This window comes from Streptomyces sp. NPDC026522, from assembly GCF_055567555.1.
The window spans coordinates 611,092-635,218 of the sequence record NZ_JBVHQF010000003.1; the positions used below are offsets into that span (position 1 = coordinate 611,092).

Here is a 24,127-nt window from a genome sequence, read left to right on the forward strand (position 1 = left end):
CCGTGGTGGCGACAACCGTGGCGGTGGCTTCCGCCGTGACGACCGTCCCGCCGGTGGCTTCCGCCGCGACGACCGCCCGTCCGGTGGTTTCCGGTCCGGCGGCGGCGACCGCCCCTACGGCCGTCGTGACGACAACCGCCCCTCCGGCTCCGGTTCCACCGGCTCCTTCGGCGGCCGTCGTGACGACAAGCCGCGCTGGAAGCGCAACGGCTGACGGCTGACCGCCCTCTGACGCAGACTCGGCCCCCACGGCACTCCGGTGCGGTGGGGGCCGAGCCCGTTCCCCGGGCCCGCCGGCCCGTCGGCCTGCGGGAACGACGAACGCCCCGCCCGGTGGAAACCGGACGGGGCGCTGCGCTGAGCAGTAGGCCATGTCGGACTCGAACCGACAACCAACGGATTAAAAGTCCGCTGCTCTGCCAATTGAGCTAATGGCCCTCGGTGTGCTCACCCCAGAGCATAGCCGCAGAGGGACGCGAGGCCGATCGGGTATCGACCGGAGTGGCCCGGCCGGTTTCCCGCCAAGGGCGCCGACGGGTCCGCGGTGAGGCCGGGCGTGCCTTCGGGGGGCGGAACTTGCACCCCGGGGGCCGGTGTTCGTCGCCCGGGCTACCGCCGGCCGGAGCCGGGAACTGCCCCTGCGGAACCTTTCTGCACGGCTCTGACCTGCGGTTATGGTCGGCCGGAGGGGGCTGGGCGAGTAATTGGCAGGAGCCGTCCCCCGAATGACGTAGAGTTGTGTTTACCGACGCGGGGTGGAGCAGCTCGGTAGCTCGCTGGGCTCATAACCCAGAGGTCGTAGGTTCAAATCCTGCCCCCGCTACTCAGTACGAAGGCCCGGTTCCCTTTGGGGAGCCGGGTCTTCGTCGTTCCCCGCGCCCGGGTCGCCGCCCTCCCCGCCCGCGCCGCCGTCACCCGGACGGCCTCGGCCGGGTCGACGCAGAGGCCCGCCCGGCGACAGCCTTGGGGGGCGAGGCGGCAGCGTGCCCGCACCCCGCGAGGGACCGGGCGGCAGGAGACAGCGTGGTGGGGCGGAGCCGGCAGGACAGCGACGAGCTCGTGACGGGCGCCGGCGACGGCGTGGCCCGGCGGGTGGTCCGGACGCTGCCGTTCGTGCTGATCGTGCTGGGCTTCGTCTTCGACCTCGCGTCACCGCCGAGCTACACCGGTTCGCCGTTCTTCTCCGCCGCCCCGCTGATCGCCGCTCCGCTCTACTCGTTCCGGGCGACCGCACTGACGGGATGCGCCGCCTCGCTCGCGGTGGTCGTGCTGCGCGGTTACGCCGACACCGGCGCGCGGGCCGAGGCGCTGACCGAGCTGGCGACCGTGGTCACCGTGTCCGGCATGGCGTTGCTGATCAACCGGGTCGTGCGGCGCAGCGGGGAGCGGCTCGCCTCGGCGCGCGAGATCGCCGAGGCCGCCCAACGGGCCGTACTGCCGACTCCGGCCGAGCGGATCGGGGGCTTGCAGGTCGCCGCCCGGTACGAGGCCGCGCAGGCGGACGCGTTCATCGGCGGGGACCTGTACGCGGTGCAGGACACCCCGTACGGGGTGCGGCTGGTGGTGGGCGACGTACGGGGGAAGGGGCTGGGGGCGGTGGAGGCCGTCGCGGTCGTCCTCGGCGCCTTCCGGGAGGCGGCGGAGACCGAGCCGACGCTGGAGGCGCTCGCCCAGCGGCTGGAGCGGGCCCTGGCCCGGGAGGGCGTACGGCGTGACAGCCTCGACGCGGTGGAGGGGTTCACGACCTGCGTGCTCGGGGAGGTCCCGGCGGACGCGGAGGTGCTGCGGCTCGTCAACCGGGGCCACCCCGAGCCGCTGCTGCTGCACCCCGACGGCCGTCTGGTGGCGCTCGCACCGAGCGAGCCGGCGCTGCCGCTGGGGATGGGCGAGCTGGGCGCCTGGCCCGACCGGGTGGACGAAGGGCCCTTCCCGGCGGGCAGCACGCTGCTGCTGTACACGGACGGCCTGACGGAGGCCCGGAACGCGGCGGGGGAGTTCTACGATCCGGCGGCCCGGCTGCGCGGGCGGGTCTTCCCCGGGCCGGACGAGTTGCTGGACGCGTTGAGCACCGACGTACGCCGGCACACGGGCGGCGGGGCCACGGACGACATGGCGCTGCTGGCCGTGGGCCGCCCGGCGCGGGGGCAGCCGGACCGGCGCCGCACGGTGCCGGTGGTGCGGCGCGGCGGCGAGTAGGGTCATCACGGCGCGTGTTCGGGTCGCGCCCTTCAGTGATGCGGGGAGGCGGAGGCGGGTTCGGCCGGTGTGGCGTGAAGCTGTGGGTCAGGCGGCAATATTCGTCCGAGATCACCGGTAATGGGTGCAATGTTCGGGCCAAAGCCGTGCGGGCGGTGGCCGATTGAGGTTAACGATCAATCGCTACAGCTTGGAATCACTCCCCCGCGTCTATTACCGTTCGATAACGCAGCGCGGTCGTCCCAGCCGTCGCAAGAGACGGCACCGCGCGCGTTCCCGCCCATGAGGAGTGTGCCCCCGTGGCCTCCAACTCGCCTGCCCACGAAGGCACCGACAGCCAGGAGACGCCCACCGCCGGCGCCTGGGGCGAGTGGAACCCGACCGAGGACTCGGCCCGCCCGGTCCGCGGCAAGCACCGGGTGCCCAAGCCGCGCGGCGGACTGGCCCGCAGCTCGACCGTGCTCGGTGTCGGCGTGATCGCCGCGGTCGGAGCCGGCGGCATAGCCACCGCGCAGGACCGGCCCCAAGCCGCCATATCCCTGCCCTCGTTCCCGGACCTGCTGGGCGGCGGCGCGGACCACGAAGCCGCTCATGCCGCCGTGCCGGCCTCCGCGGCGGCGCAGGCACCGGGCGGGGAGCAGGGGCAGGGGCATGCTGATGCCGGTGAGGCGCTGCTCCACCGGATCCTGCAGCAGGCCGAGTCGCAGCAGGACACCGCCGAGAGCCAGGCCCGGGCGGACGCCGAGCGGGCGGCGCGCGAAGCCGCGGCCCAAGAGGCCAAGGCGCAGCGGGAGGCGGCGCAGAAAGAGGCCGACGAGGCCAGGGCGGCGGCGGAAGCGCGTGCGGCTGCCCAGCAGCAGGCCGCCCAGCAGCAGGCGGCCGAGCAGCAGGCGGCGAAGGACGGGGCCGGAGCGGCTCGGGCTGAGGGCGCCGAGGCGGCGCCGGCGGCCGGCGGTTACGCGCTGCCGACCTCCGCCTACACGCTCACCTCCCACTACGGGGACTCCGGCTCCATGTGGTCCTCCGGCCACCACACCGGTCTCGACTTCGCCGCGCCGACCGGTACCCCGGTCAAGGCCGTGGGCGGCGGGACCGTCATCTCGGCGGGCTGGTCCGGCGCGTACGGCTACCGGATCGTGCTCCGCCTCGATGACGGCACGGAGATCTGGTACTGCCACCTGTCCTCGATGTCGGTGACCTCCGGCGCGGTCGGCGCCGGGGACACCATCGGCCGGGTCGGCGCGACGGGCAACGTCACCGGGGCCCATCTCCACCTCGAAGTACGCCGGGGCGGCTCCACGATGGACCCGTTGGCCTGGCTCACGTCCAAGGGGCTCAGCGTCTAGCGTCCGCGCCCCCGGTGTTCGAGGTCCTGGCCCGCGCCGGTCTGGGGCTCGGCACGACGCCCGGCCGGGCCGGTGCCGGGACGGGGTCGAACCACGGCGGCAGGAGCTCCTCCAGCACCGCCGCCCGGGAGAGGGCGGGCCCGGCGGTCGCCCGGCGCAGCCACAGGCCCCGCAGCAACTCCCGCTCGTGCAGCGCGAAGTCCCGCTCCCGGACCGGGCCGCCGCGACGGGCGCGGTGGCGCAGCAGGGCGAGGGCGGCCGCATCCGCCTCGTACAGGGCGACGGCTCTGCCCGCGGCCCGGCCGCCGGTGCGCCGGGCCAGCGAGCGGGCCAGCGAGCGGGCCGGGATGGAGGCCAGGGCGGGCACCTCCGCCGGACCGAGCCAGCCCGCGGCGGCGTACACCGCCAACTCGGCGGCGACGGCCCGCAGCCGGCGCTGCCGTATCCGCACCGCCAGCCACAGCAGCAGCCCGAACGCCGGGACCATCACGCAGCCGTAGACCACGTAGAACCCGTACTCCCCGAAGCGCGAGGAGCTGTTCCACAGCGCGTGCAGGCCCATGGCGGCGGCCAGCCCGAGCAACGGCAGGCCGACCCGGCCCCGTCGGCGCCGGCTGAGCGCGGCCATGCCGAAGCCGAGTCCGGTGAGCACCGTGAACAGCGGGTGCGCGAACGGCGACAGCACTATCCGTACGAAGAAGGTCGCCGCCGTGACGGAGTCGAGCACGCCGGTACCGTCGGCCACGTCCTCGTCGAAGGCGTTGCCCAAGTAGAGGATGTTCTCGGTGAAGGCGAAGCCGGTGGCGGTGAACCCGGCGAGGACGAAGCCGTCGGCCGGTCCGGCCAGCCGTCGTCTTCGGAGCACGAACACCAGCAGCAGGGCCGCCGCCTTGGCGCTCTCCTCGACCACCGGAGCGATCACCACCGAGCCGAGCTGGTCCGCATCGGAGGGGTCGGCGGTGGCCGCGGCTATCCACTGGGTGGCGAAGCTGTTGGCCAGTATGGCGATCAGCGCCGCGGCGCAGGCCCCCCAGCCGCAGCAGAACAGCAACTGCCGCCAGGGGCCGGGCGCGGCCCGCCCGAGCCACCGGAACGCCGCCATGAGCGGCGGCACCGGCAGCACGGCCAGGGCGACGCCCACGCAGAAGCCGGCCGTGCCGGTCTGCTGCCGTACGAGTTCGAGGATCGCGACGCCGGGCGCGGCGAGCAGGACGACGAGCACGCGCGTACGGACCGGGTCCGATGGACGCGCGAGCACACCTGACAGCGCTCGGTACTCCACGTCATCACCCTAGCGAGCCGGTCTGACACGGGGAGTGACGTTGTCAGTTCTCCGTGCGACGGAAGAGCAAGTCGTGTACCACGTGCCCCTTGTCGAGCCCTTGACCCTCGAATCGGGTCAGCGGCCGGAAGCCGGGGCGGGGCGCGTAGCCGCCGTCCGGCTGGGTGTTCTCGAACTTCGGGTGCGCGGTGAGCACTTCGAGCATCTGCTCGGCGTACGGCTCCCAGTCCGTCGCGCAGTGCAGGACCGCGCCCGGGGCCAGCCGGGTGGCGGCGAGGTCGAGGAACTCCGGCTGGATCAGGCGCCGCTTGTGGTGGCGGGCCTTGGGCCAGGGGTCGGGGAAGTAGACGCGCAGCCCGGCGAGGGAGTCCGGCGGCAGCATCTCGCGGAGCAGGATGATGGCGTCGCCGTTCGCGACGCGGACGTTGGTCAGCCCGTTCCGCTCGGCGAGGGCCAGCAGGTTGCCCTGGCCGGGGGTGTGCACGTCGGCCGCGAGGATGCCGGTCCCGGGATCGGCGGCGGCCATCTGCGCGGTGGCCTCGCCCATGCCGAAGCCGATCTCCAGGACGACCGGGAGACCGTCGAACATCGCCTTGAGGTCGATGACCTCGTGGCCGTCGATGTCCAGGCCCCAGGTGCCCCAGAGCCGCTTCAGGGCTTCGCCCTGCCCGGTCGTCACCCGGCTGCGCCGCGGCTGGAAGCTGCGGATGCGGCGCTCGTGGTGCGAGCCGGCCGGGTCGGGGGCGGGCCCGTCGGGGAAGCGGGGCTCGGTGCGCCACTTCGGGGGCGTGTACGAGGCGGCGCCCGCTGCGGGGGCGCTGGCGCTCGGCGGCTGGGGATTCAGGGACTCAGACACAATGTGCCGATTCTACGACTCGGGCACCGCCCCGCTCCGCGCCGGCGACGGCGGCCGGGCGCCGCCGGACGCGGGTCCGGGCCGCCGGGAACCGCCGGACGCGCGGGGTCAGCTCGCGGCGAGGGCGGCCAGGGCGCGGCGGGCGACCTCGCGGCCGATCGGGAGGGACGCGGTCGCCGCCGGTGACGGGGCGTTCAGGACGTGCACCGTACGGGGCGCCTCCCGGATCAGGAAGTCGTCCACCAGCGTCCCGTCCCGCAGGACGGCCTGCGCCCGCACCCCGGCCGCCGCCGGGACCAGGTCCGCCGACGAGACCCCCGGCAGCAGGCGGCGCACCGCCTCGGTGAAGGCCCGCTTCGACAGCGAACGCCGGATCTCCCCGGCGCCGTACCGCCAGTGCCGCGCGGCCATCCGCCAGGACCCGGGCCAGGCCAGCTCGTCGGCGAGGTCCCGCGGCGAGGCCGTGCCCCAGCCGTACCCCTCGCGCGCCAGGGCCGGCACCGCGTTCGGCCCGACGTGGACCCCGCCCCCGATGCCCCGGGTCAGGTGCACCCCGAGGAAGGGGAACGCCGGGTCCGGCACCGGATAGACCAGCCCGCGCACCAGCGAAGGCCGGGCCAGGTCGTAGTACTCGCCCCGGAACGGCACGATCCGCATCCCGGGTTCGTCGCCGGCCAGCCGGGCGATCCGGTCGCACTGCAGGCCCGCACAGTTCACCAGCACCCGGGCGCGCACCACCGCGCCGGCCGTCGTACGGACCGCGACCGCGCCCGGGCGGCGCGAGATCAGGTCCACCGCCCCGCCGTAGACGATCTCCGCACCCGAGGCCTCCGCCAGCTGCGCCGCGACCTGCCCGTAGTCCACGATCCCGGTCGTGCCGACATGGATCGCGGCCAGGCCCCGCACCTCCGGCTCGTACTCCGTGATCTGCGCCGGGCCCAGCTCCCGCACCGGAATGCCGTTCTCCCGGCCCCGCTGCACCAGCGCGTGCAGCCGCGGCAGCTCGTCCCGCTCGGTGGCGACGATCAGCTTGCCGGTCACCTCGTGCGCGATGCCGTGCTCCGCGCAGAACTTGACCATCTCGGCGGCTCCGCGCACCGCGAACCGCGCCTTCAGGGAGCCGGGGCGGTAGTAGATGCCGCTGTGGATCACCCCGCTGTTGCGGCCCGTCTGGTGCCGGGCCGGGCCGGCCTCCTTCTCCAGGACGGTCACCCGGGTGCCCGGAGCCAGGCGCGACAAGGCATGCGCTGTCGACAGACCGACGATCCCGCCGCCGATCACCAGCACGTCACAGTCCACGCCCACGCCCATGCCCACGCCGCCGCCCAACCCGACACCTCCCACCCCTGCATACTGCACCCCGCCACCGACAACGTGGCTAAGCGGGTGTCACCAGCAGCGGCCGGGCCCGTTCGCGCAGTTCCGCGACGCGCGGTTCGTCCCCGTACGGTTCCAGCCGGTGCAGCAGGTCCCGTACGTACTCGTTCGTCCGAGCCGAGGAGATGCGGCCCGCGACCTCCACCGCCCGGGTGCCCGCCGCGCACGCCGCGTCGAGGTTGCCCGACTCCAGCTCGGCGACCGCGCTCACCACCAGACGCAGCCCGTGCGAGCGCACGTACTCCTCCGTCGGGCGGGACAGCGCCTGCTCGGTGAACCTGCGCACCTGCCGGGGCAGCTTCAGGTCCCGGTAGCATTCCGCCGCATCCGCGGCGAACCGGTCGTACGAGTAGAAACCCAGCCAGGTCGGATCCGGATCGCCGTCCCGGGCCCGCTCCAGCCAGCCCTCCGCCGCCCGCAGCGCCGCCCCGGCGGCCACCGGATCGCCCGCCTTGGCGTGCGCCCGTGCCTCCACGAGCCGGAAGAAGCTCATGGTGCGGGCGGTGGCCAGACCGCGGTTGCGTTCCACGGCCGCCTGGGCGAGGTCGACGCCCTCGTCGGGGAAGTCCCGGTACGTCGCCTGGAGGGACATCGAAGCGAGCACGTACCCGCCGAGCGGTACGTCGGCGGCCGCGCGGGCGAGCCGCAGCGCCTGGATGTAGTAGCGCTGGGCGGCCTCCTGCTGACCGGTGTCGAACGCCATCCACCCGGCCAGCCGGGTCAGCTCGGCGGTCGCACCGAACAGCGCCCGGCCCACCTCGTCCGTATAGGAGCCCAGCAGCAGCGGCGCGGCGTCCACGCGCAGGCACTCCGGGACCATCGAAGAACGCCAGTCGCCGCCGCCGTACTTGGAATCCCAGCGACGGGCGTCCTCGGCGGCCTCGCGCAGCTTCGTCACGTCGCTGTGGCCGACCCGCTGCGGGGAGACGTCCCAGATCCCGGCGGTCCCCGCCCCCGCTCCCGCGCTCGCCGCTGCCGTCCCGGCTCCCGCGTTCGCCGTCCCCGTGGGCGCCGCTCCCGCGCTCGGACCGGCGGTTCCCGGGCCCTGCGCCGCGGCGCCCGGTTCCCGGGGGGAGTGCGTGGTGCGCGGGCCCTGCCGGGCCGGCGCCGGCGGCCCGGCCGCCGCGGCGGGCCCGTCCGCCTCCCGCTCCGGCCCCGCGCCGCCCGGCTCGCGGGCCACCGAACTGTCGACGGGCGATATCAGCCAGCGCGAAGCGGGCGTCGCGTAGGCGGACACGGCGAACGAGCCGGCGAGCGACTGCCAGATCCCGCCGCCCCCACGCCGCCCCACCAGGTCCAGCCGGTACAGATCGGTGGCCGACCGCACGGCCGCCCCCACGTCGCGCGGGAAGGACAGACCGACCTCCGGCGCCGGATCCGCGTCCGCCAGGCCGATCTCGTGCAGCGGCACCGGGCGCCCCAGCTTCGCGCCGATGGCCGCGGCGATCAGATGCGGCGCCGCGCCCTGCGGCACCATCCCCTTCGACACCCACCGCGCCACCGAGGTCTTGTCGTACCGGAGCGTCAGGCCGCGCTGCGCGCCGAGGTCGTTCACCCGCCGGGCCAGCCCGGCGTTGCTGATGCCCGCCAGGGCGAGCACGGCGCCGAGCTTCTCATTGGGCTCGCGGAGCTCCCTGGACATGCGCCACCCCTCGTCACACGCGGAACGCAGACGCCGCCGGGGCATAGGCGCCCGGCATTTCGTAAACCCAGCGTAGTTCCCCGCCTCCCAAGCGTTAAGGCCCCGCCTTCCGTATGGCGAGATTGTTGTCCGCACGCACAGTCGGGAGGGGACCGGACCCGGGGCGCGCGGGGCGACGCGTGCTCCGCCCGTGGCGCCGTGCGCCCGGCCGTGCGCTCTGGCCGCCCGCCGGGCCCGGCGATTCGATGTGCGGTGCGTGGGTCGGCCCGCCGCGCGGATCCCGTGGGAACCGGGTGGGCCGGGGGATGCCGCTGCCTCAATCCCCGCGGGTGGCGGAACGGTCCGGGGGGCGGATACCGCCCCCCGGACCGCGCCCCGCCGACGGTCGGTACGGGCCGCCGCGGGCCGTCACGGCCGTTCAGTACGGCCGAAGAATGGCTGAAACCGACCTATGGGGCGGTGGGAACGGAACGCCAAATACCGTGTGCCGGGGGCGTGTTCGTTTGCATGTGCGCCCCCCGAACCCGTCTCGCACGCCACGTCTCGTGGCAGCATGGACCCCGAGCCACCCGGGGCCCCGGACGGTCGCGCCCGCACGCCGACCGCACTGCCCGTGCCCCGGTCATTTGCCCACAGGCTGGGGAGGCGGCGGCGGTGCGCTGGTTGGTCGGGTGGAGCAGTATCGCCGCGAGCTTCGGCACGGCCGGAAGGGTCTCGGGCCAGGGCGTTTCCGGCTCCGCGTACGAATACGGGACCACGGGCGGATCCCCGTACGGGACGGCGGCCCACACTGCCACGGCGTACGGCTCCACCGCCGGGACCCCCTACGCGGACACCCCCCGCGGCGGCCTCGCCGACGCCGCCTACCCCGACGACCCGGCCGCCCAGGACGCCGAGCGGACCGTCCACCCCGTCGGGGCCCAACTCCTGTGGGGCGACCCCGACCCGCTCTGGGCCGTCGGGGACTGGCGCCCCGACGAGATCCGCACCATCACGGCCGACCCCGCCGACCCCTTCACCCGGCTCGCCGTCCTCGGCTGCTGCGGCGCCACCGACGCCGAACTGCGCCGCGCGCTGTACGCGGCCCGGGGCGGGGCGCTGCGCCACCTCACCCAGTGGTCCGGCAGCTACACCGCCGTCGTGCAGGCCGGCCGCCGGATCACCGTCCTCGGCGACCTCGCCGGCGCCCGGCCCGTCTTCTACACGCCCTGGGCGGGCGGCACCGCGTACGCCACCGCCGCCCTCCCGCTCGCCGACCTCATCGAGGCGCAGCTCGACATCGGCCATCTCGCCGCCCTCCTGGCCTGCCCCGACAGCCCGGAGGCACTGGGCGACGGCACACCGTACGTCGGCGTCCGGCGCATCCCGCCCGGCCACACCCTCATCCTGCGCGAGGGCTCCCGGGAGATCACCGGGTACGAACCGGTCGCCTCCCTCGCCGTCGCCGCCCCCGAAGCCGACCCCGAGCGCGCGGTGGAGGGCGTACGGGAAGCTTTGGTCGACGCGGTGCGCGCCCGGCTCACGGCCCCCCGGCATGCTCCCGACACGCTGGTTCCCGACCCCGGACCGGTGCCCGGCATGGGCCCCGCCGACCGGCGCGCGGCCCGCGGCGCCCCCGCTCCGGTGCCCGGGGTGGGCGCCGACCTGTCCGGCGGCAGCGCCTCCGCGACGCTGGCCCTGCTCGCGGCGGGGCTGCCCGGGGTACCGGGGAGCCTGCCCGGAACCGGCTCACGGCTCCTCGCCGTCACCTTCAACGACCTCGCCACGCCCCAGGGGCGCGAGGCCGAGCTGGAACGGGCCCACGCCATCGCGACCGACCCCCGGCTGCACCACGTCGTCGTGGCCGCCGCCGAGGAAGCCCTCCCGTACGCGGAACTAGACGGTCCGTTGACCGACGAACCCGGCCCCTCGCTCGTGTTCGCCGCGCGCGAGCGGCGCCGCCTGGCGGCCGGCTCCGCCGACCACTTCACCGGGCACGGCGCCCGCCAGGTCCTCGACGCGCACCCGGCCCGGCTGGCCGACCTGCTGATGGACCGCCGCCGACGCCACCTGCTGCGCCCGGTGGCCGCGCTGGCGCGGACCGCGTCCGCGGACTCCCACTCCCTGCTGGTCCCGCTGACCGTCTACGCGGCCGCCCGGCGGCTCGCCCGTACGTCGTACCGCGCGGGTATGGAAGCCGCCGCGGCCCGGCTCCGCGAAGGGGCGGTCGCGGCGGCCGCCGTCGGGCCGGTGGACGCCTCGCTGGCGGCCCTGACCTGGTCCCGGCCGGGACCGGCGGCGGGCTGGCTGACCGGCGAAGCCCTGGCGGAAGTATCGATCCGGCTGGCCACCGCCGCGGGCCGGCCACCGCTGTCCCTGCGCCCCGGCGAGGCCCGGGCCCGCGCCGCCCTGACCCGGCACGCCGCCGACCACCGGGTCTTCGAGCAGGCCGTGGAGGTCCGCAGCCAGCGGCTGCACGCGCCGTTCCTGGACAACCAGGTCGTACGGGCCGCGCGCGCCCTGCCCGAGTCGCTGCGGGTACAGCCCGGGGCCCGGGCGGCGATCCTGCGCAGCGTGCTGTCGGCCTCCGGGGTACGGGAACTGCCGCCGGGCTGGGGGGTGAGCTCCCCCGAGCCCAACGAGACGGCCACCCGCCTGGGGTTGCGCGCCGCCCTGACTTCGCTGCTGTCCCTGTTCAGCGCGCCGCTGCTGGCGGACGCCGGCCTGATCGAGGCCCGGGTGGTGCGCCAGGCCCTGCTCGACGCGGCGGACGGCCGGCCGGTCCCGCTGGACGGGCTGGCGGAACTCGTCTCGATGGAACTGTGGCTGCGCCGCCTGCTGTCCCGCCGCGGCACCTGCTGGACGGGCACCTCCACCCCCCGTCGCCGCGCGGTCCCCACCGGCCTCCCCCACCGCCGCCCGGCCCTCTCCTGACCGCCCGACTCCGGCAACACCCGCCCCGCCGGCACCTTTCCAGCCCGGCCGGCGTTTGAGGCGCGGGGTGCGGGGCGGAGCCCCGCGATGCCCGGCGCAGCCGGGCCTGCTCGTGCAACGGTGCCGCGCCTGGGACCGGGCCCGCTCGTGCAACGGTGCCGCGCCTGGGACCGGGCCCGCTCGTGCAACGGTGCCGCGCCTGGGACCGGGCCTGCTCGTGCGACGGTGCCGCGCCTGGGACCGGGCCTGCTCGTGCGACGGTGCCGCGCCTGGGACCGGGCCTGCTCGTGCGACGGTGCCGCGCCTGGGACCGGGCCCGCTCGCCTGACGGCGCCGCACCCGAAAACCCCCACCCCCCCGGCCAGGGGCACGGCAGAATTGCCCGGTGCGCTACCTCATCCTCGGCCCCACCGAGGCACGCGACGCGACCGGCGCCCCCCTCCCCATCGGCGGCGCGCGCCTGCGCGCCCTCCTCACCGCCCTCGCCCTCCGCGCCGCCGCCCCAGTCGCCCCCGCCGCAGACCTCATCGACGAGGTCTGGGGCGACGACCCGCCCCAGGACGCCCCCGCCGCCCTCCACGCCCTCGTCTCCCGGCTCCGCCGCGCCCTCGGCTCACGCGACGCCGTCCTCGCCGATCCCACCGGCGGCTACCGCCTCGCCACCACCCCCGACGACGTCGACCTCCACCGCTTCACCCGCCTCGCCCGCGCCGGCACCCGCCACGCCGACCCCGCAGCCCTCCGCTCCGCCCTCGCCCTCTGGCGCGGCCGCGCCCTCGCCGACCTGCCCGAACCCGCCCGCACCGCCCACGCCGCAGGCCCCGAGGCCCTGCGCGCAGCTGCCCTCCGCGACCGGATCGCCGCCGACCTCACGACCGGCGTCCCCGCCCCGGCCACGCTCCTCCCGGAGCTGGCGGCGCTGATCCACGAGCACCCGTACGACGAACCCCTCCACGCCCTCCGCCTCCGCGCCCTGCGTGCCGCCGGCCGCCCCGCCGACGCCCTCGCCGCCTACGAGGACACCCGCCGCGCCCTCGCCGAAGGCCTCGGCACCGACCCCGGCCCCGAGCTGCGCGCCTTGCACGCCGAACTGCTGCGCCCGCCCCCGCCCGAGCCGCGCCCCACCGGCAACCTCCGCCACCGCCTCACCTCCTTCGTCGGCCGCGAGCCCGAACTGGCCGCGCTCCGCACCGACCTGTCCCGTTCCCGCCTCGTCACCCTCACCGGACCCGGCGGTTCCGGAAAGACCCGCCTGGCCGAACACGCCGCCGCCGCCCACCCCGAACCCGGCTGGCTCGTCGAACTCGCCCGCCTCGACCACCCCGCCGCCGTACCCGGCGCCGTCCTCAGCGCCCTCGGCCTGCGCGAGAACACCCTGGTGGCGCACGACACGAGCGGCGCCTCCACCGACCCCGCGACCCTCCTCGTGGAGCACTGCGCGGACCGCCGCATGCTCCTCGTCCTCGACAACTGCGAGCACGTCATCGCCGCCGCCGCCGAACTCGCCGACCGGCTCCTCACCCACTGCCCCGGCCTGCGCGTCCTCGCCACCAGCCGCGAGCCCCTCGGCGTCCCCGGCGAGGTCCTGCGCCCGCTCGAACCCCTGCCGCCCGCCCCCGCGCACCGCCTGTTCGCCGACCGGGCGACCGCGGCCTGCCCCGGCTTCGACCCCGCCGACGACCCGGACGCCGTCGCCGAGATCTGCGCCCGCCTCGACGGCCTGCCGCTCGCCATCGAACTCGCCGCCGCGCGCCTGCGCCTGCTCACCCCCCGCCAGATCGCCGCCCGCCTCGACGACCGCTTCCGGCTCCTGACCGGCGGCAGCCGCACGCTCCTGCCCCGCCAGCAGACCCTGCGCGCCGTGGTCGACTGGTCCTGGGAACTCCTCACGGCACCCGAGCGCACCGTCCTGCGCCGGCTGTCCGTCTTCTCCGGCGGCTGCGACCTCGCCGCGGCCGAGGCCGTCTGCGCCGAGCCGGGCCTGGACGTCGCCGACACCCTCGGCTCCCTCGTGGACAAGTCCCTCGTCCTGGCCGAACCCGGCCCCGACGGCATGCGCTACCGCCTGCTGGAAACCATCCGCGAGTACGCCGCCGAACGCGCCCGCGCCCGGCCCGCCGACGCGCGGGCCACCGCCCGCCGCCACACCGCCCACTTCCTGGACCTTGCCGAAGAAGCCGAACCGTTCCTGCGCTCCGCCGCCCAACTCCCCTGGATCCGGCAGATCGAAACCGAGCTCGACAACCTGCGTGCCGCCCTCGAACGTGCCGTGCGCACCGCCGACGCCGAGACCGCCGCGCGCCTCGTCTTCGCCCTCGGCTGGTTCTGGTGGCTGCGCCACTACTGCACCGAAGGCGCCGACTGGGCCGTCCGGGTCCTCGCCCTCACGCCCGGCGCCGCCGTCCCCGACGGCCCGGCCGAGGACTCACCCGCGTACCGCACCCGGGTCCGCCTGGAACTGCTCCACCTGTTCCTCACCTCCGGGGAACGCACCGCCGAGGAGTTCCAGAGCCCCGAGTTCGCCGAGCGCGCCGCCCGCATCACCGCTGCACTGCGCCGCGGTGGACCCGAGAGCATCAGCTTCCCCGGCATGCTGTGGCCCGTGACGGCCCATTTCGCGGGCGCCACCGCCGACTGTCTGCGCAGCCTCGACGAGAGCATGGAGAACTGCCGTCGGTACGGCGCCGACTGGGAACTGGGCGTCGTCCTCATGTTCCGGGTCCACCTCGCCATCGACACCACCGGCGGCTTGCCCGGCGTCGAAGCCGACCTCGCCGAACTCCACGCGATCGCCCGCCGGTGCGGCGACCGCTGGATCCGCTCACAAGTCGCGAGCGCCTCGGGGGAGTACGCGCTCTCCCGGGGCCAGTACGGCCTCGCCCGCACCGAGTACGAGGAGTGTCTGCGCCTGGCCCGGGAGGTCGGGGCGGACAGCGAGGCCCCCTTCGCCCTCACCCGGATGGCGGAATGCGATTTCAGCGCCGGTGACTTCGAGAGCGCCGAGCAGGTGCTGACCGAAGCCGACTGCGAAGCCGAGCGGTACGGAGGCATGCACGACGTACGGGCTTACGGCCATCTCCTGACCGCCTTGATCGCCCTCTTCCGCGGCCAGGAGGCAGCCGCACGGACCCGGATCGCACTCGCCCGCGCCGAGGCCGGGAAGACCGCGGCGCCCGCCCAGCTCACCACTGGACTCGACAACGTCGACGCCATCCTCACCGCCCGCGAGCACGGCCCGGCCGCCGGACTGGACCGGGTCGGTCCGGCGCTGGAGCGGGCCGTCGCCGCCCACTGCGCCGAACGCGTCCTGGCCTCGCTCGCCGAGACCGCTGCCGTGATGCTCGCCGCGGCCGGGCGCCACACCGAGTCCGTACGGATCCTCGCGGCAGCCACCGCCTGGCGCGCGGGCTACCCGCGGTCGGTACCGGAGGCCGCCGCCCTGCGCGCGCTCCCGGGCGGGAACCTCGCCGCACTCGGACCGGCCCGCTACGCCGAGGCGCAGGCGGCCGGCGCCGCGCTGACCCCGGGCGAGGCGGCGGGACTGCTCAGCCGCAGCTGACCACCGCGTCGGCCCAGCTCGCCAGCGCCGGCAGCCGCCCCTCCCCGGCCCGTTCCACCACCAGCCGCAGCGTCGTGGTCCCGGCCAGGGGCACCTCGACGCCGACCGGGGCGTCGTCGTACCCGAGAGGGCGCGACTGCCACAGCCGCCGGCCGTCCCCGTACACGGAGAACCGCACCTCGCCGTCGGTGATCAGGGTCATCCCGTCCACCCCGACCCGCGCCGAGAAGGCGCTGCACCTCCGGTTGAGGCTGATCTCCACCGAGGAACGGGAGTTCACGGTGATCCCCTGCCCGAACCGCTGTCCGCCCACCATCAGGCCCCAGCGCTGCCACACCCAGCTGCTGCGCCAGGTCTGCAGCTCGGGACCGGCGTGCTCCCCGTACACGGAGTGCTCCAGCCGGGCCAGCTGGTACCCCTGCGGCGGCTTCGGCGCGGGCTTCGGGGACCGGGACGCGGCCGGCGGCTTCGACGGCGACGGCGCCGGTGACGGGGAAGCCGGCCGCTTGGCCGCCGGAGTCCGGGACGGCGCCGCCGCACTCCGCCGCGGCGGTACGGGGACCTCCGCCACCGGCGGCTGCGACTGCGGCGGCCCCACCTCCGGCGCGGGCGGCGCGGCAGAGCCCGGCACGGGCCGGACCGGCGCCACCACCCCCGGCACCGGCCGCGCGCCCGCCTGCTGCTCGGCATCGTCCCCCGTGAGGGCGAACACCACCCCTGCGGCCGCCGCGACCGCGAGCCCGGCGGCGATGGCAGCCTTGGCGGGCATCCCCAGCCCCTCGGAGACCACTGCGCCCCCGGCCCCCGACCCGCCGGCCGCCCCGGCCCCGCCCGCGGCCCCCGCCGCCCCGGCTCCGGCCGCGGCTCCGGCACCCGCCGTCGATCCCCCGGCCGCCGCGGCGGCCGCCCCGGCCCCGCCGGCCGCGAACGCACCGCCGGCCACCACGCCCGCCGCCTTCGCGGCGTACCCGGCGGCGAACCACCCGATGACCGCGACCGGCAGCAGCGCGGGAATCCCCGCGTTGACGTCCTTGAGCTCCCGCGCGGCCAGCCGGCACTTGGCGCACTCCTCCAGGTGCTTGCGGAGCCCCCGCTCCGCCCGCAGCCGCAGCCCGCCCCGCGCGTACGCGCCCAGCCGGTCCGCGTACTGCGCGCAGTCGCCGCCCTCGCTCAGCGCCGAGCTCACATGCGCCTGGAGGTAGGCCTGCTTGAGCCCTTCACGGGCCCTGCTGGCCAGGACCGCCGTCGCGTTGGCGCTCAGCCCGAACAGCGGCGCGATCGCGCTCGGCGTGGACTCCTCCACGGTGGTGTGCCAGAGCACGGCCTGCCACCGCTCGGGCAGGCTGCGGAACGCCTGCATCGCCAGCGACTGCTCGGCCTCGTGCATCGCCCGTACATCGGCGCCCAGTTCCAGGGTGTCGTCCCCCGACAGCCCACCGAGCCCGCCGCCACCCTCCGTACCGGCGGCCGCCTGCTCCGCGAACACGGCGAAGTCCTCGACGAGATGCTCCCGCCTCGCCGTCTTCACCCACGCCGCGGCGACCCGCCGCACGGTCGTCAGCAGATAGGCCCGCACCGAATGGTCCGGACCGGACCCGCCCCGGACCGCCTGCAAGGTCCGCGCGAACACCTCGGCCGTCAGGTCGTCGGCGGTGTGCGCGTCCCGGCAGCAGGTGCGCGCGTAGCGCCGTACGGCATCGGCGTGCCGGCGGAACAGCTCCTCGTAGGCGCCGTCATCCCCACCGCGCATCCGGGCGACCAGGTCGGCGTCCGAAGGCGGAAGATCCCCGCCCGGCCCGCCCGCGGAGGCGTGCCGGCCGGCGGGATCGCGCTGCGCCGGTACCTGCCGCGCGGGCAGACCATCCGCCCGGGTCTTGTCACCGGCGTCACCGAGTGACTCGCCGCGCCCGTCAACGCCCATCGCGCAAGCCCCCGCACGCCACACTCAACCGGTACACCGATCCAGCGTGGCACACGGCACGCGCGCCCCGGGCCGCTCCGCCGGGCATCCACTCATCCGGGGACGATCCGGCGACTCACCGTGCCGAACCCCACCCGTTCGAGTGGCTGACGTCCGAGTGACGGACCTCCCGCCCGCCCGCTCACGCCCCGCTCACACCGTTCGCGAGCGCAGCCCCTCCAGCAGGATGTCGAGCAGCCGCGAGGAAGCCGCGGCCTGGTGCGCCGGGTCCGGCAGCGCCGGAGCGGCGGTCGCTATCACCAGCAGCACATCGGCCACCGTGACATCGGCACGCAGCTCGCCCGCCTCCCGGGCCCGCTCCACGAGCCGGCCCACGACCTCCAGCAGCGCACCCGCCCCGGCGTCCTCGGACGGCTCCTCATGGGCGGCCCGCGAACCCACCACGCGCAGGTCCGGAGCACCGGTGACGACGGCCTGCCGCTGGTGCGGAACGCGCACGGCCTCCGCCTCCTCGACCCCGTCCTCCTCGGCCGCGCCGACCCGCAGCACCTGCGGCGGCAGCAGCCGGCCCGCTCCCGAGGCCACCGAGGTGCGCAGGAAGCGGGAGAGGGCCTGCCACGGCTCCTCCTCCTGGCCCAGCGCGGCCTTCGCCTGGTCGGTCAGCCGGGCGGTCTCCTCCTCGGCTATCCGCCGGACCAGCACGTCCTTGCTCGGGAAACGCCGGTACACGGTGCCGACACCGACTCGGGCCCGCCGCGCCACGTCCTCCATCGGCGCCCCGTAGCCCAGCTCGCCGAACACCTCGCGCGCCGCGCGCAGGACGTGTTCGAGGTTGCGCTGGGCGTCGACCCGCAGGGGCGTGGAGCGCCCCACGCCGTGAGTCGTCGCGCCGGTCATCACGCGGCCGCCGTCAGCCGACAGAGCGGTCGCAGAACCATGGAAATCGGACATGTTCATATGTATCCCCCGGTAATCATTTGTCTCCCCCCGGAGACACTCCCCGCCTTCGTGTCGAGGTGGGCCACGGTCAGTGGGCCCCGGTCCTGCTCCTCGACGAGATACGAACATAGTTGAGCCAGAGTCAATTCAGAAGAGGCAGCCCCGCACGGAGCACCGCCCGATCGGAGCATTCACCCCCACTTTTCCGCCGGAAGCCTCCGGAATCACCCCCTCCGTACCCCCTGACCTGCGGCGCTCCAGCCAGATCCGGACCCCTCGACAACCCCGTCCCACCCCTCCCCCCGGTCACACAATTTGCCGAGCCTGTGGACAAACTCCCAGCCACGTTGCGTCATGGGATGGTGAAGGCTGCTAACTCCCCGGGCACGGCACCCGGCACCCCGCCCCGCGCGCGCATCCTCGTCGTCGGCGGCGGCTACGTCGGCATGTACACGGCTCTCCGACTCCAGCGGAAGCTGAGACCGGGCGAGGCCGAGGTCACGGTGGTCACTCCGGACCCCTACATGACCTACCAGCCCTTCCTCCCCGAGGCGGCCGCCGGCGCCATCTCCCCGCGCCACGTCGTCGTCCCGCTGCGCCGCGTCCTCGACAAGTGCCGCATCGTCATCGGCGAGGCCGACCACATCGACCACGCCAAGCGCACCGCGACGGTCACCACCCTCGCCACCAGCGACGAGGGCACCGGCCCCCTGCAGATCGAGTACGACGAACTCGTCCTCGCGCCCGGCTCCATCTCCCGCACGCTCCCCATCCCCGGCCTCGCCGACTACGGCATCGGCTTCAAGAGCGTCGAAGAGGCCATCGGCCTGCGCAACCACGTCATCGAACAGATGGACATCGCCTCCTCCACCCGCGACCCCGCGATCCGCGACGCCGCCCTCACCTTCCTCTTCGTCGGCGGCGGCTACGCCGGTGTCGAAGCCCTCGGCGAACTGGAGGACATGGCCCGGTACGCGGCCCGGTACTACCACAACATCAAGCCCGAGGACATGAAGTGGGTGCTGGTCGAGGCCAGCGACCGGATCCTCCCCGAAGTCGGCCCCGAGATGGGCGTCTACACCATCCGTGAGCTGCGCAGACGCAATATCGACGTCCGCCTCGACACCCGGCTCGAATCCTGCGAGGACCGGGTCGCCGTCCTCAGCGACGGATCCCGCTTCCCCACCCGGACCGTCGTGTGGACCGCCGGCGTCAAACCGCACCCGATCCTCGCCGCCACCGACCTGCCCAAGAACGAACGCGGCCGCCTCGCCTGCACCGCCTTCCTCACCGTCGAAGGCGTCGAACACGCCTGGGCCGCCGGCGACGCCGCCGCCGTCCCCGACATCACCGCCGAGGAGCGCGGCCGCGAATGCGCCCCCAACGCCCAGCACGCCGTCCGCCAGGCCAAGGCCCTCGCCGACAACCTCATCGCCGCACTGCGCGGAGAGGTCCTCACCGAGTACGCACACAAGTACGCCGGCTCCGTCGCCTCCCTCGGCCTCCACAAGGGCGTCGCCTACGTCTACGGCCGCAAGCTCAAGGGCTACCCCGCCTGGTTCATGCACCGCGCCTACCACCTCAGCCGCGTCCCCACCTTCAACCGCAAGATGCGCGTCCTCGCCGAATGGACCCTCTCCGGCCTCTTCAAACGAGAGATCGTCTCCCTCGGCTCCCTGGAACACCCCCGCGCGGAATTCGAACTCGCCGCAGGTGGCACCCCCAAAGCCGCGCCCGCGCCGCCACCCGCGCCCCCACCCGGCCCCGCCGCCAACCCCCCGAAGGACAACGGGAACTGACGCTGTCAGTGCGCTCGGACACACTGGACGTGTGACCATAGGTGGGCTCACACCTGCACAGAGTGACACCGTCCAGCGCTCGACCCTGGGGGCAGCTCCCGGCCGTTGCTGGGGCAGACACAGCGACCACTCGCGACACCACGAGGCTTGAACGCAGTGAACTTCACGCGCTGGAGCGCCCGGTTCCCCGGAACGCAGCGCCGCGCCGCCGCCCGGACCGAACACGCCGCCGCCCAGGCCAAACGGGGCGAGGGCTCGGTCCCGGCGGCCCGCGGCGCGGCCACCCACTCCCCGGCGCCCCCGGACGGAGTCCCCGCCGACCCCACCGTCCGAGGAACCGGGTCGGGCCCGCTCACCGCCGTGCCGTCCCTCGACGAACTCTCCGCGCGGGAAGTCCTCGGCCTGCTCCCCGCCCTCGTCGCCCTCGTCCACGGCCCCGAGCACCGGGTCGCCTACGTCAACGACGCCTACACCGCCGGTTTCGGCGCCCGCACCACCGGCGCCCCCGCGCACGTCGCCCTCCCCGAACTCGGCGAGCTCGGCCTGCTCCCGCTCCTCGACCAGGTCCAGCGCAGCGGCAAGCCCCGTACCGCCAAGAACCGCTCCGCACCCGGCGGCGGCAGCTCGTACACCGTCACCTGCACCCCCGTCGCCTTCCCCAAAGCCGGCACCGAAGACGAAACGGACGCCGACCACACCGGCGTCCTGGTCCACCTCGCCGACGTCACCGACCACGCCGAAGCCGCCGAACGCCTGCGCGCCAGCGAGCGGCGCCAGCGCGAGGCCGCCGTCACCCTCCAGCGCTCCCTCCTCCCGCAGGAGCTGGAACAGCCCGACGACCTCCGCATCGCCGCCACCTACCAGCCCGGCGGCACCGAAGCCGCCGTCGGCGGCGACTGGTACGACGTCATCACCCTCGGCGCCGGCCGCACCGCCCTCGTCATCGGAGACGTCATGGGCCGCGGCGTCCGCGCCGCCGCCGTCATGGGCCAGCTGCGCACCGCCGTCCGCGCGTACGCGCGCCTCGACCTGCCGCCCCACGAGGTGCTCCAGCTCCTCGACGGCCTCGCCGCGGAAATCGACGCCAGCCAGATCGCCACCTGCGTCTACGCCGTCCACGACCCCAGCGAAGGCCTGCTCGCCTATGCCTCCGCCGGCCACCTCCCGATCCTGGTCCGCGACGAGGACGGCACCGTACGCCGCGCCGCCGACCCCACCGGCCCGCCGCTCGGCACCGGCGGCTGGCTCCACACCTCGGGCACCATCGCCCTCGGCCCCGGCTCCACGGCCGTCCTCTACACCGACGGGCTGGTGGAACGCCGGGGCGAGGACATCGACGAAGGCGTGGCCGCCCTGGAACGCGCCCTGTCCGGCGCCCAGGGCACCCCGGCCGTCATCTGCGACCGGCTGATGCGCGCCCTCGGCGTCGACGCCGACCACGACGACGACGTCGCCGTCATGGTCCTCCAGCAGCCGGCCCGCACCGGCGCCGACGCCGAGCTCTTCCACAACGCCGCCCTCGAACTCCTCGGCGGAGTCGAAGCCGCCCCCCGCGCCCGCGCCTTCGCGCAGGGCGTGCTGGCCTCCTGGCGCTTCCCCGTCGAGCTGTGCGACCTCGGCGTCCTGGCCGCGAGCGAACTCGTGGCCAACTCCCTCCAGCACGGAACGCCGCCCATGCGGCTGCGGCTGCGGCGCACCGACCGCCGCCTGATCGTCGAGGTCACCGACGGCGACGACCACCTCCCGCGCCGCCGCCGCGCCGAACCGGCCGACGAGACCGGCCGCGGCATCTCCATCGTCGCGACCATCGCCTCCAGCTGGGGGACCCGCCGCACTCCCGGCGGCGGCAAGGCCGTCTGGTGCGAATTCGCCCTGCCGGACAAATAGCCGGGCACACCTCCCGGACGCGAGAAAGGCCCGGTCCCCACGGACCGGGCCTTTCCCTGTGCTCACCGGGCTACGCGGCCACGCGCTGCGGCACCTGCGCGGTGACCGGCTCGGCGACCGGCTCGGCCGGCGCCGCGACCTTGGCCAGCGACGGGTTGTCCTGCACCGGGGTCAGCTGCTTGCCGATCCGCAGCGCCAGCCACGCGATCCCGAGCGAAACGGCGATGAAAACCCCGACGTACAGCATCGGCACGCCCGCACCCAGCGGCACCCCGAGCGGCCCGAGCGCCAGCGCCATCTGCTTGACCAGCGCGAACGCCGAGTTGTACTGACCCACCGAGCCTTCCGGAGCCAGGTCAGCCACCAGCGGCGCCAGCGTCGGCGACAGCATGGCCTCGCCGATGCCGAAGAGCGCGTACGTGGTGATGAACGCACCGGCGGCCATCAGCGCACTGCCGTGCCCCAGCCCCGAGAACCCGGCGATGACCCACGCCCCGGTCCAGATCACCCCGACCAGGGCGATGACCCGGGACCGCCGGCGCTTCTCGACCAGCCTGAGCACGACGAACTGCGCGACCACGATCGCCCCCGTGTTGGCGGCGAGTGCGAAGCCGAGGGTCGACGGGGAGATGCCGGCGGCCTCGGTCCCGAAGGCGGCCAGCCCGGACTCGAACTGTCCGTAGCAGGCGAAGAAGATCACGAAGCCCAGTACCAGCAGCTTCACCATGGCGCGGTGCCGGAGCATCCGCTGCCAGCCGCCACCGGCCCGCGGGTCCTTCGGCACGGCGTCCTTGATGCTCGGCGCGTGCGGCATCCGCACGGTGGCGATGACGCCGGCCAGCACCAGGAACATCACGGCCTCGATGCCGAAGAGCAGCGTGAAGCTGCCCGGACGGCTGACGTCCACGATCTGGCCCCCGATGAGACCGCCGATGCCCAGCCCCAGGTTCTGCATGAAGAACTGGAGGGCGAAGGCGCGCGTCCGGGTGGACGGCGTCGAGCACCACACGATCATCGTGGCCAGCGCGGGCTGCATCACGGCCTGCCCGGCGCCGAGCGCCAGAGCGGACAGCAGGATCGGTACGACGCCGGAGGACAGCCCGAGCGACAGCGCACCGGCGGACGCGGCCACGGCGGCGCCCATCACGACCGGGACGGGCCCGCGCTGGTCGATGACGCGACCGGTGAAGGGCAGCGCGATCAGAGCACCCAGCGCGAACGCCACGAACGCGCTCGTGGCGGCCATGGAGCCCAGACCCCGCACCTGCGCCACGTAGATGTAGAGGAACGGAACCGTGAAGCCGATGCCGAACGCCGTCAGCGCGTTGCCGGCCTGGATCCGCCGCATCGCAGCGCCCATCACCTTGGTCACTTCTCACCTGCCTCGATAACTGAAGCCTCAAGACTTCATGCCTAAAGTTCGATGCTTAACTCTACACATTGAAGGAGTTAGACGCCAACGAGCTCGTGCGATACTTCGGGGCATGGGTGAAACCGACGGCACTACCCCCGTCCACGAGCCGAGCCTCGACGAGCAGATCGCCGTCTACCAGCGCGAGTTCCAGGACCTCGACCCCCAGGTCGAGAAGGTGGTCTCGGCCCTGAGCCGGCTGAACCGCCGTATGAACGTCGCGTACGGACGCCAGACCGCGGCCCTGGGCATCAGCAACGCGGAGTGGGAGGTCCTCAAGGCCCTCGTCATCTCCGGCGCGCCGTACCGGATGGGCCCGAGCGAACTCGCGAAGCAGCTGGGCCTGACGCCGGCGGCGATGACCCACCGGATCGACCGCATGACGGCGGAGGGACTCGTCACCCGGGAACGGGACGAGTCGAACCGGGTCCGCGTCATCGTGGAACTGACGGACGAGGGCCGCAGCAAGTGGCTCGACGCCATGCGCGCGGCGACGGTCTTCGAGGAGGACCTCCTCCAGGACCTGTCCACGGCGGAGCGGGGCGTGCTGGGCGACATGCTCACGCGCCTGTTGGACCGGGTGGAGGACCTCCAAGCCCGGGGTTGACACGACCTCCCGGGATCCGTAAGGTTCTTCGAGTTGTCCCAGGACCGGAAGGTTCTGGCGACGGCACCTCCCGCCGCCTCGTCGCGGCACCCAACTCAGCACGATCACCCACTGGGAACAATTTCGGCATGCCCGAATGAATTCCCGAAGGCCGATTATGAATCGCCGGGGAAATCAACTAGAGTTCTGGGAGTCGGAAGGGCCCAACAGCCCGGAAGACAAACCCCGCTGACTGGGGGTCAGGCCGGAAAGGGTCTGATAGAGTCGGAAACGCAAGAACGAAAAGAAGAACAAAGGAGCGCCCGGAGGAAAACCCGCGAGGGTGAGTACAAAGGAAGCGTCCGTTCCTTGAGAACTCAACAGCGTGCCAAAAATCAACGCCAGAAGTTGAT

16 protein-coding genes and 2 tRNA genes are annotated in these 24,127 nt (G+C 74.5%); 9 read left to right on the forward strand and 9 right to left on the reverse strand.

Annotated elements, in window-relative coordinates; translation table 11 throughout:
• The coding region (locus ACZ4M3_RS11295; RefSeq protein WP_467731314.1) for a hypothetical protein at positions 1-214 on the forward strand (214 nt) is incomplete at its 5' end.
• A 151-nt stretch (positions 215-365) separates the two neighbouring features.
• Here ACZ4M3_RS11295 and ACZ4M3_RS11300 read toward each other — a convergent pair.
• Positions 366-438: transfer RNA gene (locus tag ACZ4M3_RS11300), tRNA-Lys, on the reverse strand.
• A gap of 311 nt (positions 439-749) precedes the next feature.
• On the opposite strand from ACZ4M3_RS11300, the gene ACZ4M3_RS11305 reads away from it, so the two are divergent.
• The 3 genes from ACZ4M3_RS11305 to ACZ4M3_RS11315 all read left to right on the forward strand — a co-directional run bounded on the left by ACZ4M3_RS11305 (position 750) and on the right by ACZ4M3_RS11315 (position 3,542).
• Positions 750-823: transfer RNA gene (locus ACZ4M3_RS11305), tRNA-Met, on the forward strand.
• Positions 824-1,023: 200 nt separating this feature from the next.
• Positions 1,024-2,196, forward strand: a complete 1,173-nt coding sequence (locus ACZ4M3_RS11310; protein ID WP_467731315.1) for a PP2C family protein-serine/threonine phosphatase — start codon at positions 1,024-1,026, stop codon at positions 2,194-2,196.
• Positions 2,197-2,495: 299 nt separating this feature from the next.
• Positions 2,496-3,542 (forward strand): M23 family metallopeptidase, encoded by a 1,047-nt coding sequence (locus ACZ4M3_RS11315; protein WP_467731316.1) that lies wholly within the window; start codon positions 2,496-2,498, stop codon positions 3,540-3,542.
• On the opposite strand, the gene ACZ4M3_RS11320 is transcribed toward ACZ4M3_RS11315, so the two are convergent.
• The 4 genes from ACZ4M3_RS11320 to ACZ4M3_RS11335 all read right to left on the reverse strand — a co-directional run bounded on the left by ACZ4M3_RS11320 (position 3,532) and on the right by ACZ4M3_RS11335 (position 8,699).
• Positions 3,532-4,824, reverse strand: coding sequence for a PrsW family intramembrane metalloprotease (locus ACZ4M3_RS11320; protein ID WP_467731317.1), 1,293 nt, complete (start codon positions 4,822-4,824; stop codon positions 3,532-3,534). The two genes, ACZ4M3_RS11315 and ACZ4M3_RS11320, sit on opposite strands and share 11 nt — an antisense overlap.
• Before the next feature lie 43 nt (positions 4,825-4,867).
• The gene (gene trmB / locus ACZ4M3_RS11325) at positions 4,868-5,680 is read right to left on the reverse strand and encodes a tRNA (guanosine(46)-N7)-methyltransferase TrmB (RefSeq protein WP_467731318.1); all 813 of its coding nucleotides are present in this window, start codon (positions 5,678-5,680) and stop codon (positions 4,868-4,870) included.
• Positions 5,681-5,788: 108 nt separating this feature from the next.
• Positions 5,789-6,991 (reverse strand): L-2-hydroxyglutarate oxidase, encoded by a 1,203-nt coding sequence (gene lhgO / locus ACZ4M3_RS11330; RefSeq protein WP_467731354.1) that lies wholly within the window; start codon positions 6,989-6,991, stop codon positions 5,789-5,791.
• A gap of 67 nt (positions 6,992-7,058) precedes the next feature.
• On the reverse strand, positions 7,059-8,699 hold the full coding sequence (locus tag ACZ4M3_RS11335; protein ID WP_467731319.1) for a sporulation protein: 1,641 nt from the start codon (positions 8,697-8,699) through the stop codon (positions 7,059-7,061).
• Between the two features lie 654 nt (positions 8,700-9,353).
• Here ACZ4M3_RS11335 and ACZ4M3_RS11340 point away from each other — a divergent pair.
• On the forward strand, positions 9,354-11,612 hold the full coding sequence (locus ACZ4M3_RS11340; RefSeq protein WP_467731320.1) for an asparagine synthase-related protein: 2,259 nt from the start codon (positions 9,354-9,356) through the stop codon (positions 11,610-11,612).
• A gap of 385 nt (positions 11,613-11,997) precedes the next feature.
• Positions 11,998-15,171 (forward strand): BTAD domain-containing putative transcriptional regulator, encoded by a 3,174-nt coding sequence (locus ACZ4M3_RS11345; protein WP_467731321.1) that lies wholly within the window; start codon positions 11,998-12,000, stop codon positions 15,169-15,171.
• Here ACZ4M3_RS11345 and ACZ4M3_RS11350 read toward each other — a convergent pair.
• Positions 15,158-17,092 carry a sigma-70 family RNA polymerase sigma factor gene (locus tag ACZ4M3_RS11350; RefSeq protein ID WP_467731322.1) on the reverse strand — a complete coding sequence of 645 codons (1,935 nt, stop codon included), beginning with the start codon at positions 17,090-17,092 and terminating at the stop codon, positions 15,158-15,160. The genes ACZ4M3_RS11345 and ACZ4M3_RS11350 overlap by 14 nt on opposite strands.
• Positions 17,093-17,284: 192 nt before the next feature.
• Positions 17,285-18,049, reverse strand: coding sequence for a TetR/AcrR family transcriptional regulator (locus tag ACZ4M3_RS11355; RefSeq protein WP_467731323.1), 765 nt, complete (start codon positions 18,047-18,049; stop codon positions 17,285-17,287).
• A gap of 341 nt (positions 18,050-18,390) precedes the next feature.
• Between ACZ4M3_RS11355 and ACZ4M3_RS11360 the strand changes: the two genes are divergently transcribed.
• Positions 18,391-19,830 (forward strand): NAD(P)/FAD-dependent oxidoreductase, encoded by a 1,440-nt coding sequence (locus ACZ4M3_RS11360; RefSeq protein WP_467731324.1) that lies wholly within the window; start codon positions 18,391-18,393, stop codon positions 19,828-19,830.
• A 156-nt stretch (positions 19,831-19,986) separates the two neighbouring features.
• On the forward strand, positions 19,987-21,717 hold the full coding sequence (locus ACZ4M3_RS11365; protein ID WP_467731355.1) for an ATP-binding SpoIIE family protein phosphatase: 1,731 nt from the start codon (positions 19,987-19,989) through the stop codon (positions 21,715-21,717).
• Between the two features lie 70 nt (positions 21,718-21,787).
• Here the strand turns inward: ACZ4M3_RS11365 and ACZ4M3_RS11370 are convergent, their stop codons facing one another.
• Positions 21,788-23,089: an MFS transporter gene (locus tag ACZ4M3_RS11370; RefSeq protein ID WP_467731325.1), complete on the reverse strand. Its 1,302-nt coding sequence runs from the start codon at positions 23,087-23,089 to the stop codon at positions 21,788-21,790.
• Between the two features lie 112 nt (positions 23,090-23,201).
• Between ACZ4M3_RS11370 and ACZ4M3_RS11375 the strand changes: the two genes are divergently transcribed.
• Positions 23,202-23,735, forward strand: coding sequence for a MarR family winged helix-turn-helix transcriptional regulator (locus ACZ4M3_RS11375; protein ID WP_136210625.1), 534 nt, complete (start codon positions 23,202-23,204; stop codon positions 23,733-23,735).
• Positions 23,736-23,909: 174 nt separating this feature from the next.
• Here ACZ4M3_RS11375 and ACZ4M3_RS11380 read toward each other — a convergent pair.
• The coding region (locus tag ACZ4M3_RS11380; protein ID WP_467731326.1) for a hypothetical protein at positions 23,910-24,127 on the reverse strand (218 nt) is incomplete at its 5' end.

What these genes read in the sequence shown, in the direction of transcription:
- ACZ4M3_RS11335 (WP_467731319.1), bottom strand. Translation starts at nt 8,699, where the DNA reads ATGTCCAGGGAGCTCCGCGAGCCCAATGAGAAGCTCGGCGCCGTGCTC.
- ACZ4M3_RS11350 (WP_467731322.1), bottom strand. Translation starts at nt 17,092, where the DNA reads ATGGGCGTTGACGGGCGCGGCGAGTCACTCGGTGACGCCGGTGACAAG.
- ACZ4M3_RS11360 (WP_467731324.1), top strand. Translation starts at nt 18,391, where the DNA reads ATGGTGAAGGCTGCTAACTCCCCGGGCACGGCACCCGGCACCCCGCCC.
- lhgO (WP_467731354.1), bottom strand. Translation starts at nt 6,991, where the DNA reads ATGGGCGTGGGCGTGGACTGTGACGTGCTGGTGATCGGCGGCGGGATC.
- ACZ4M3_RS11355 (WP_467731323.1), bottom strand. Translation starts at nt 18,049, where the DNA reads ATGAACATGTCCGATTTCCATGGTTCTGCGACCGCTCTGTCGGCTGAC.
- ACZ4M3_RS11375 (WP_136210625.1), top strand. Translation starts at nt 23,202, where the DNA reads ATGGGTGAAACCGACGGCACTACCCCCGTCCACGAGCCGAGCCTCGAC.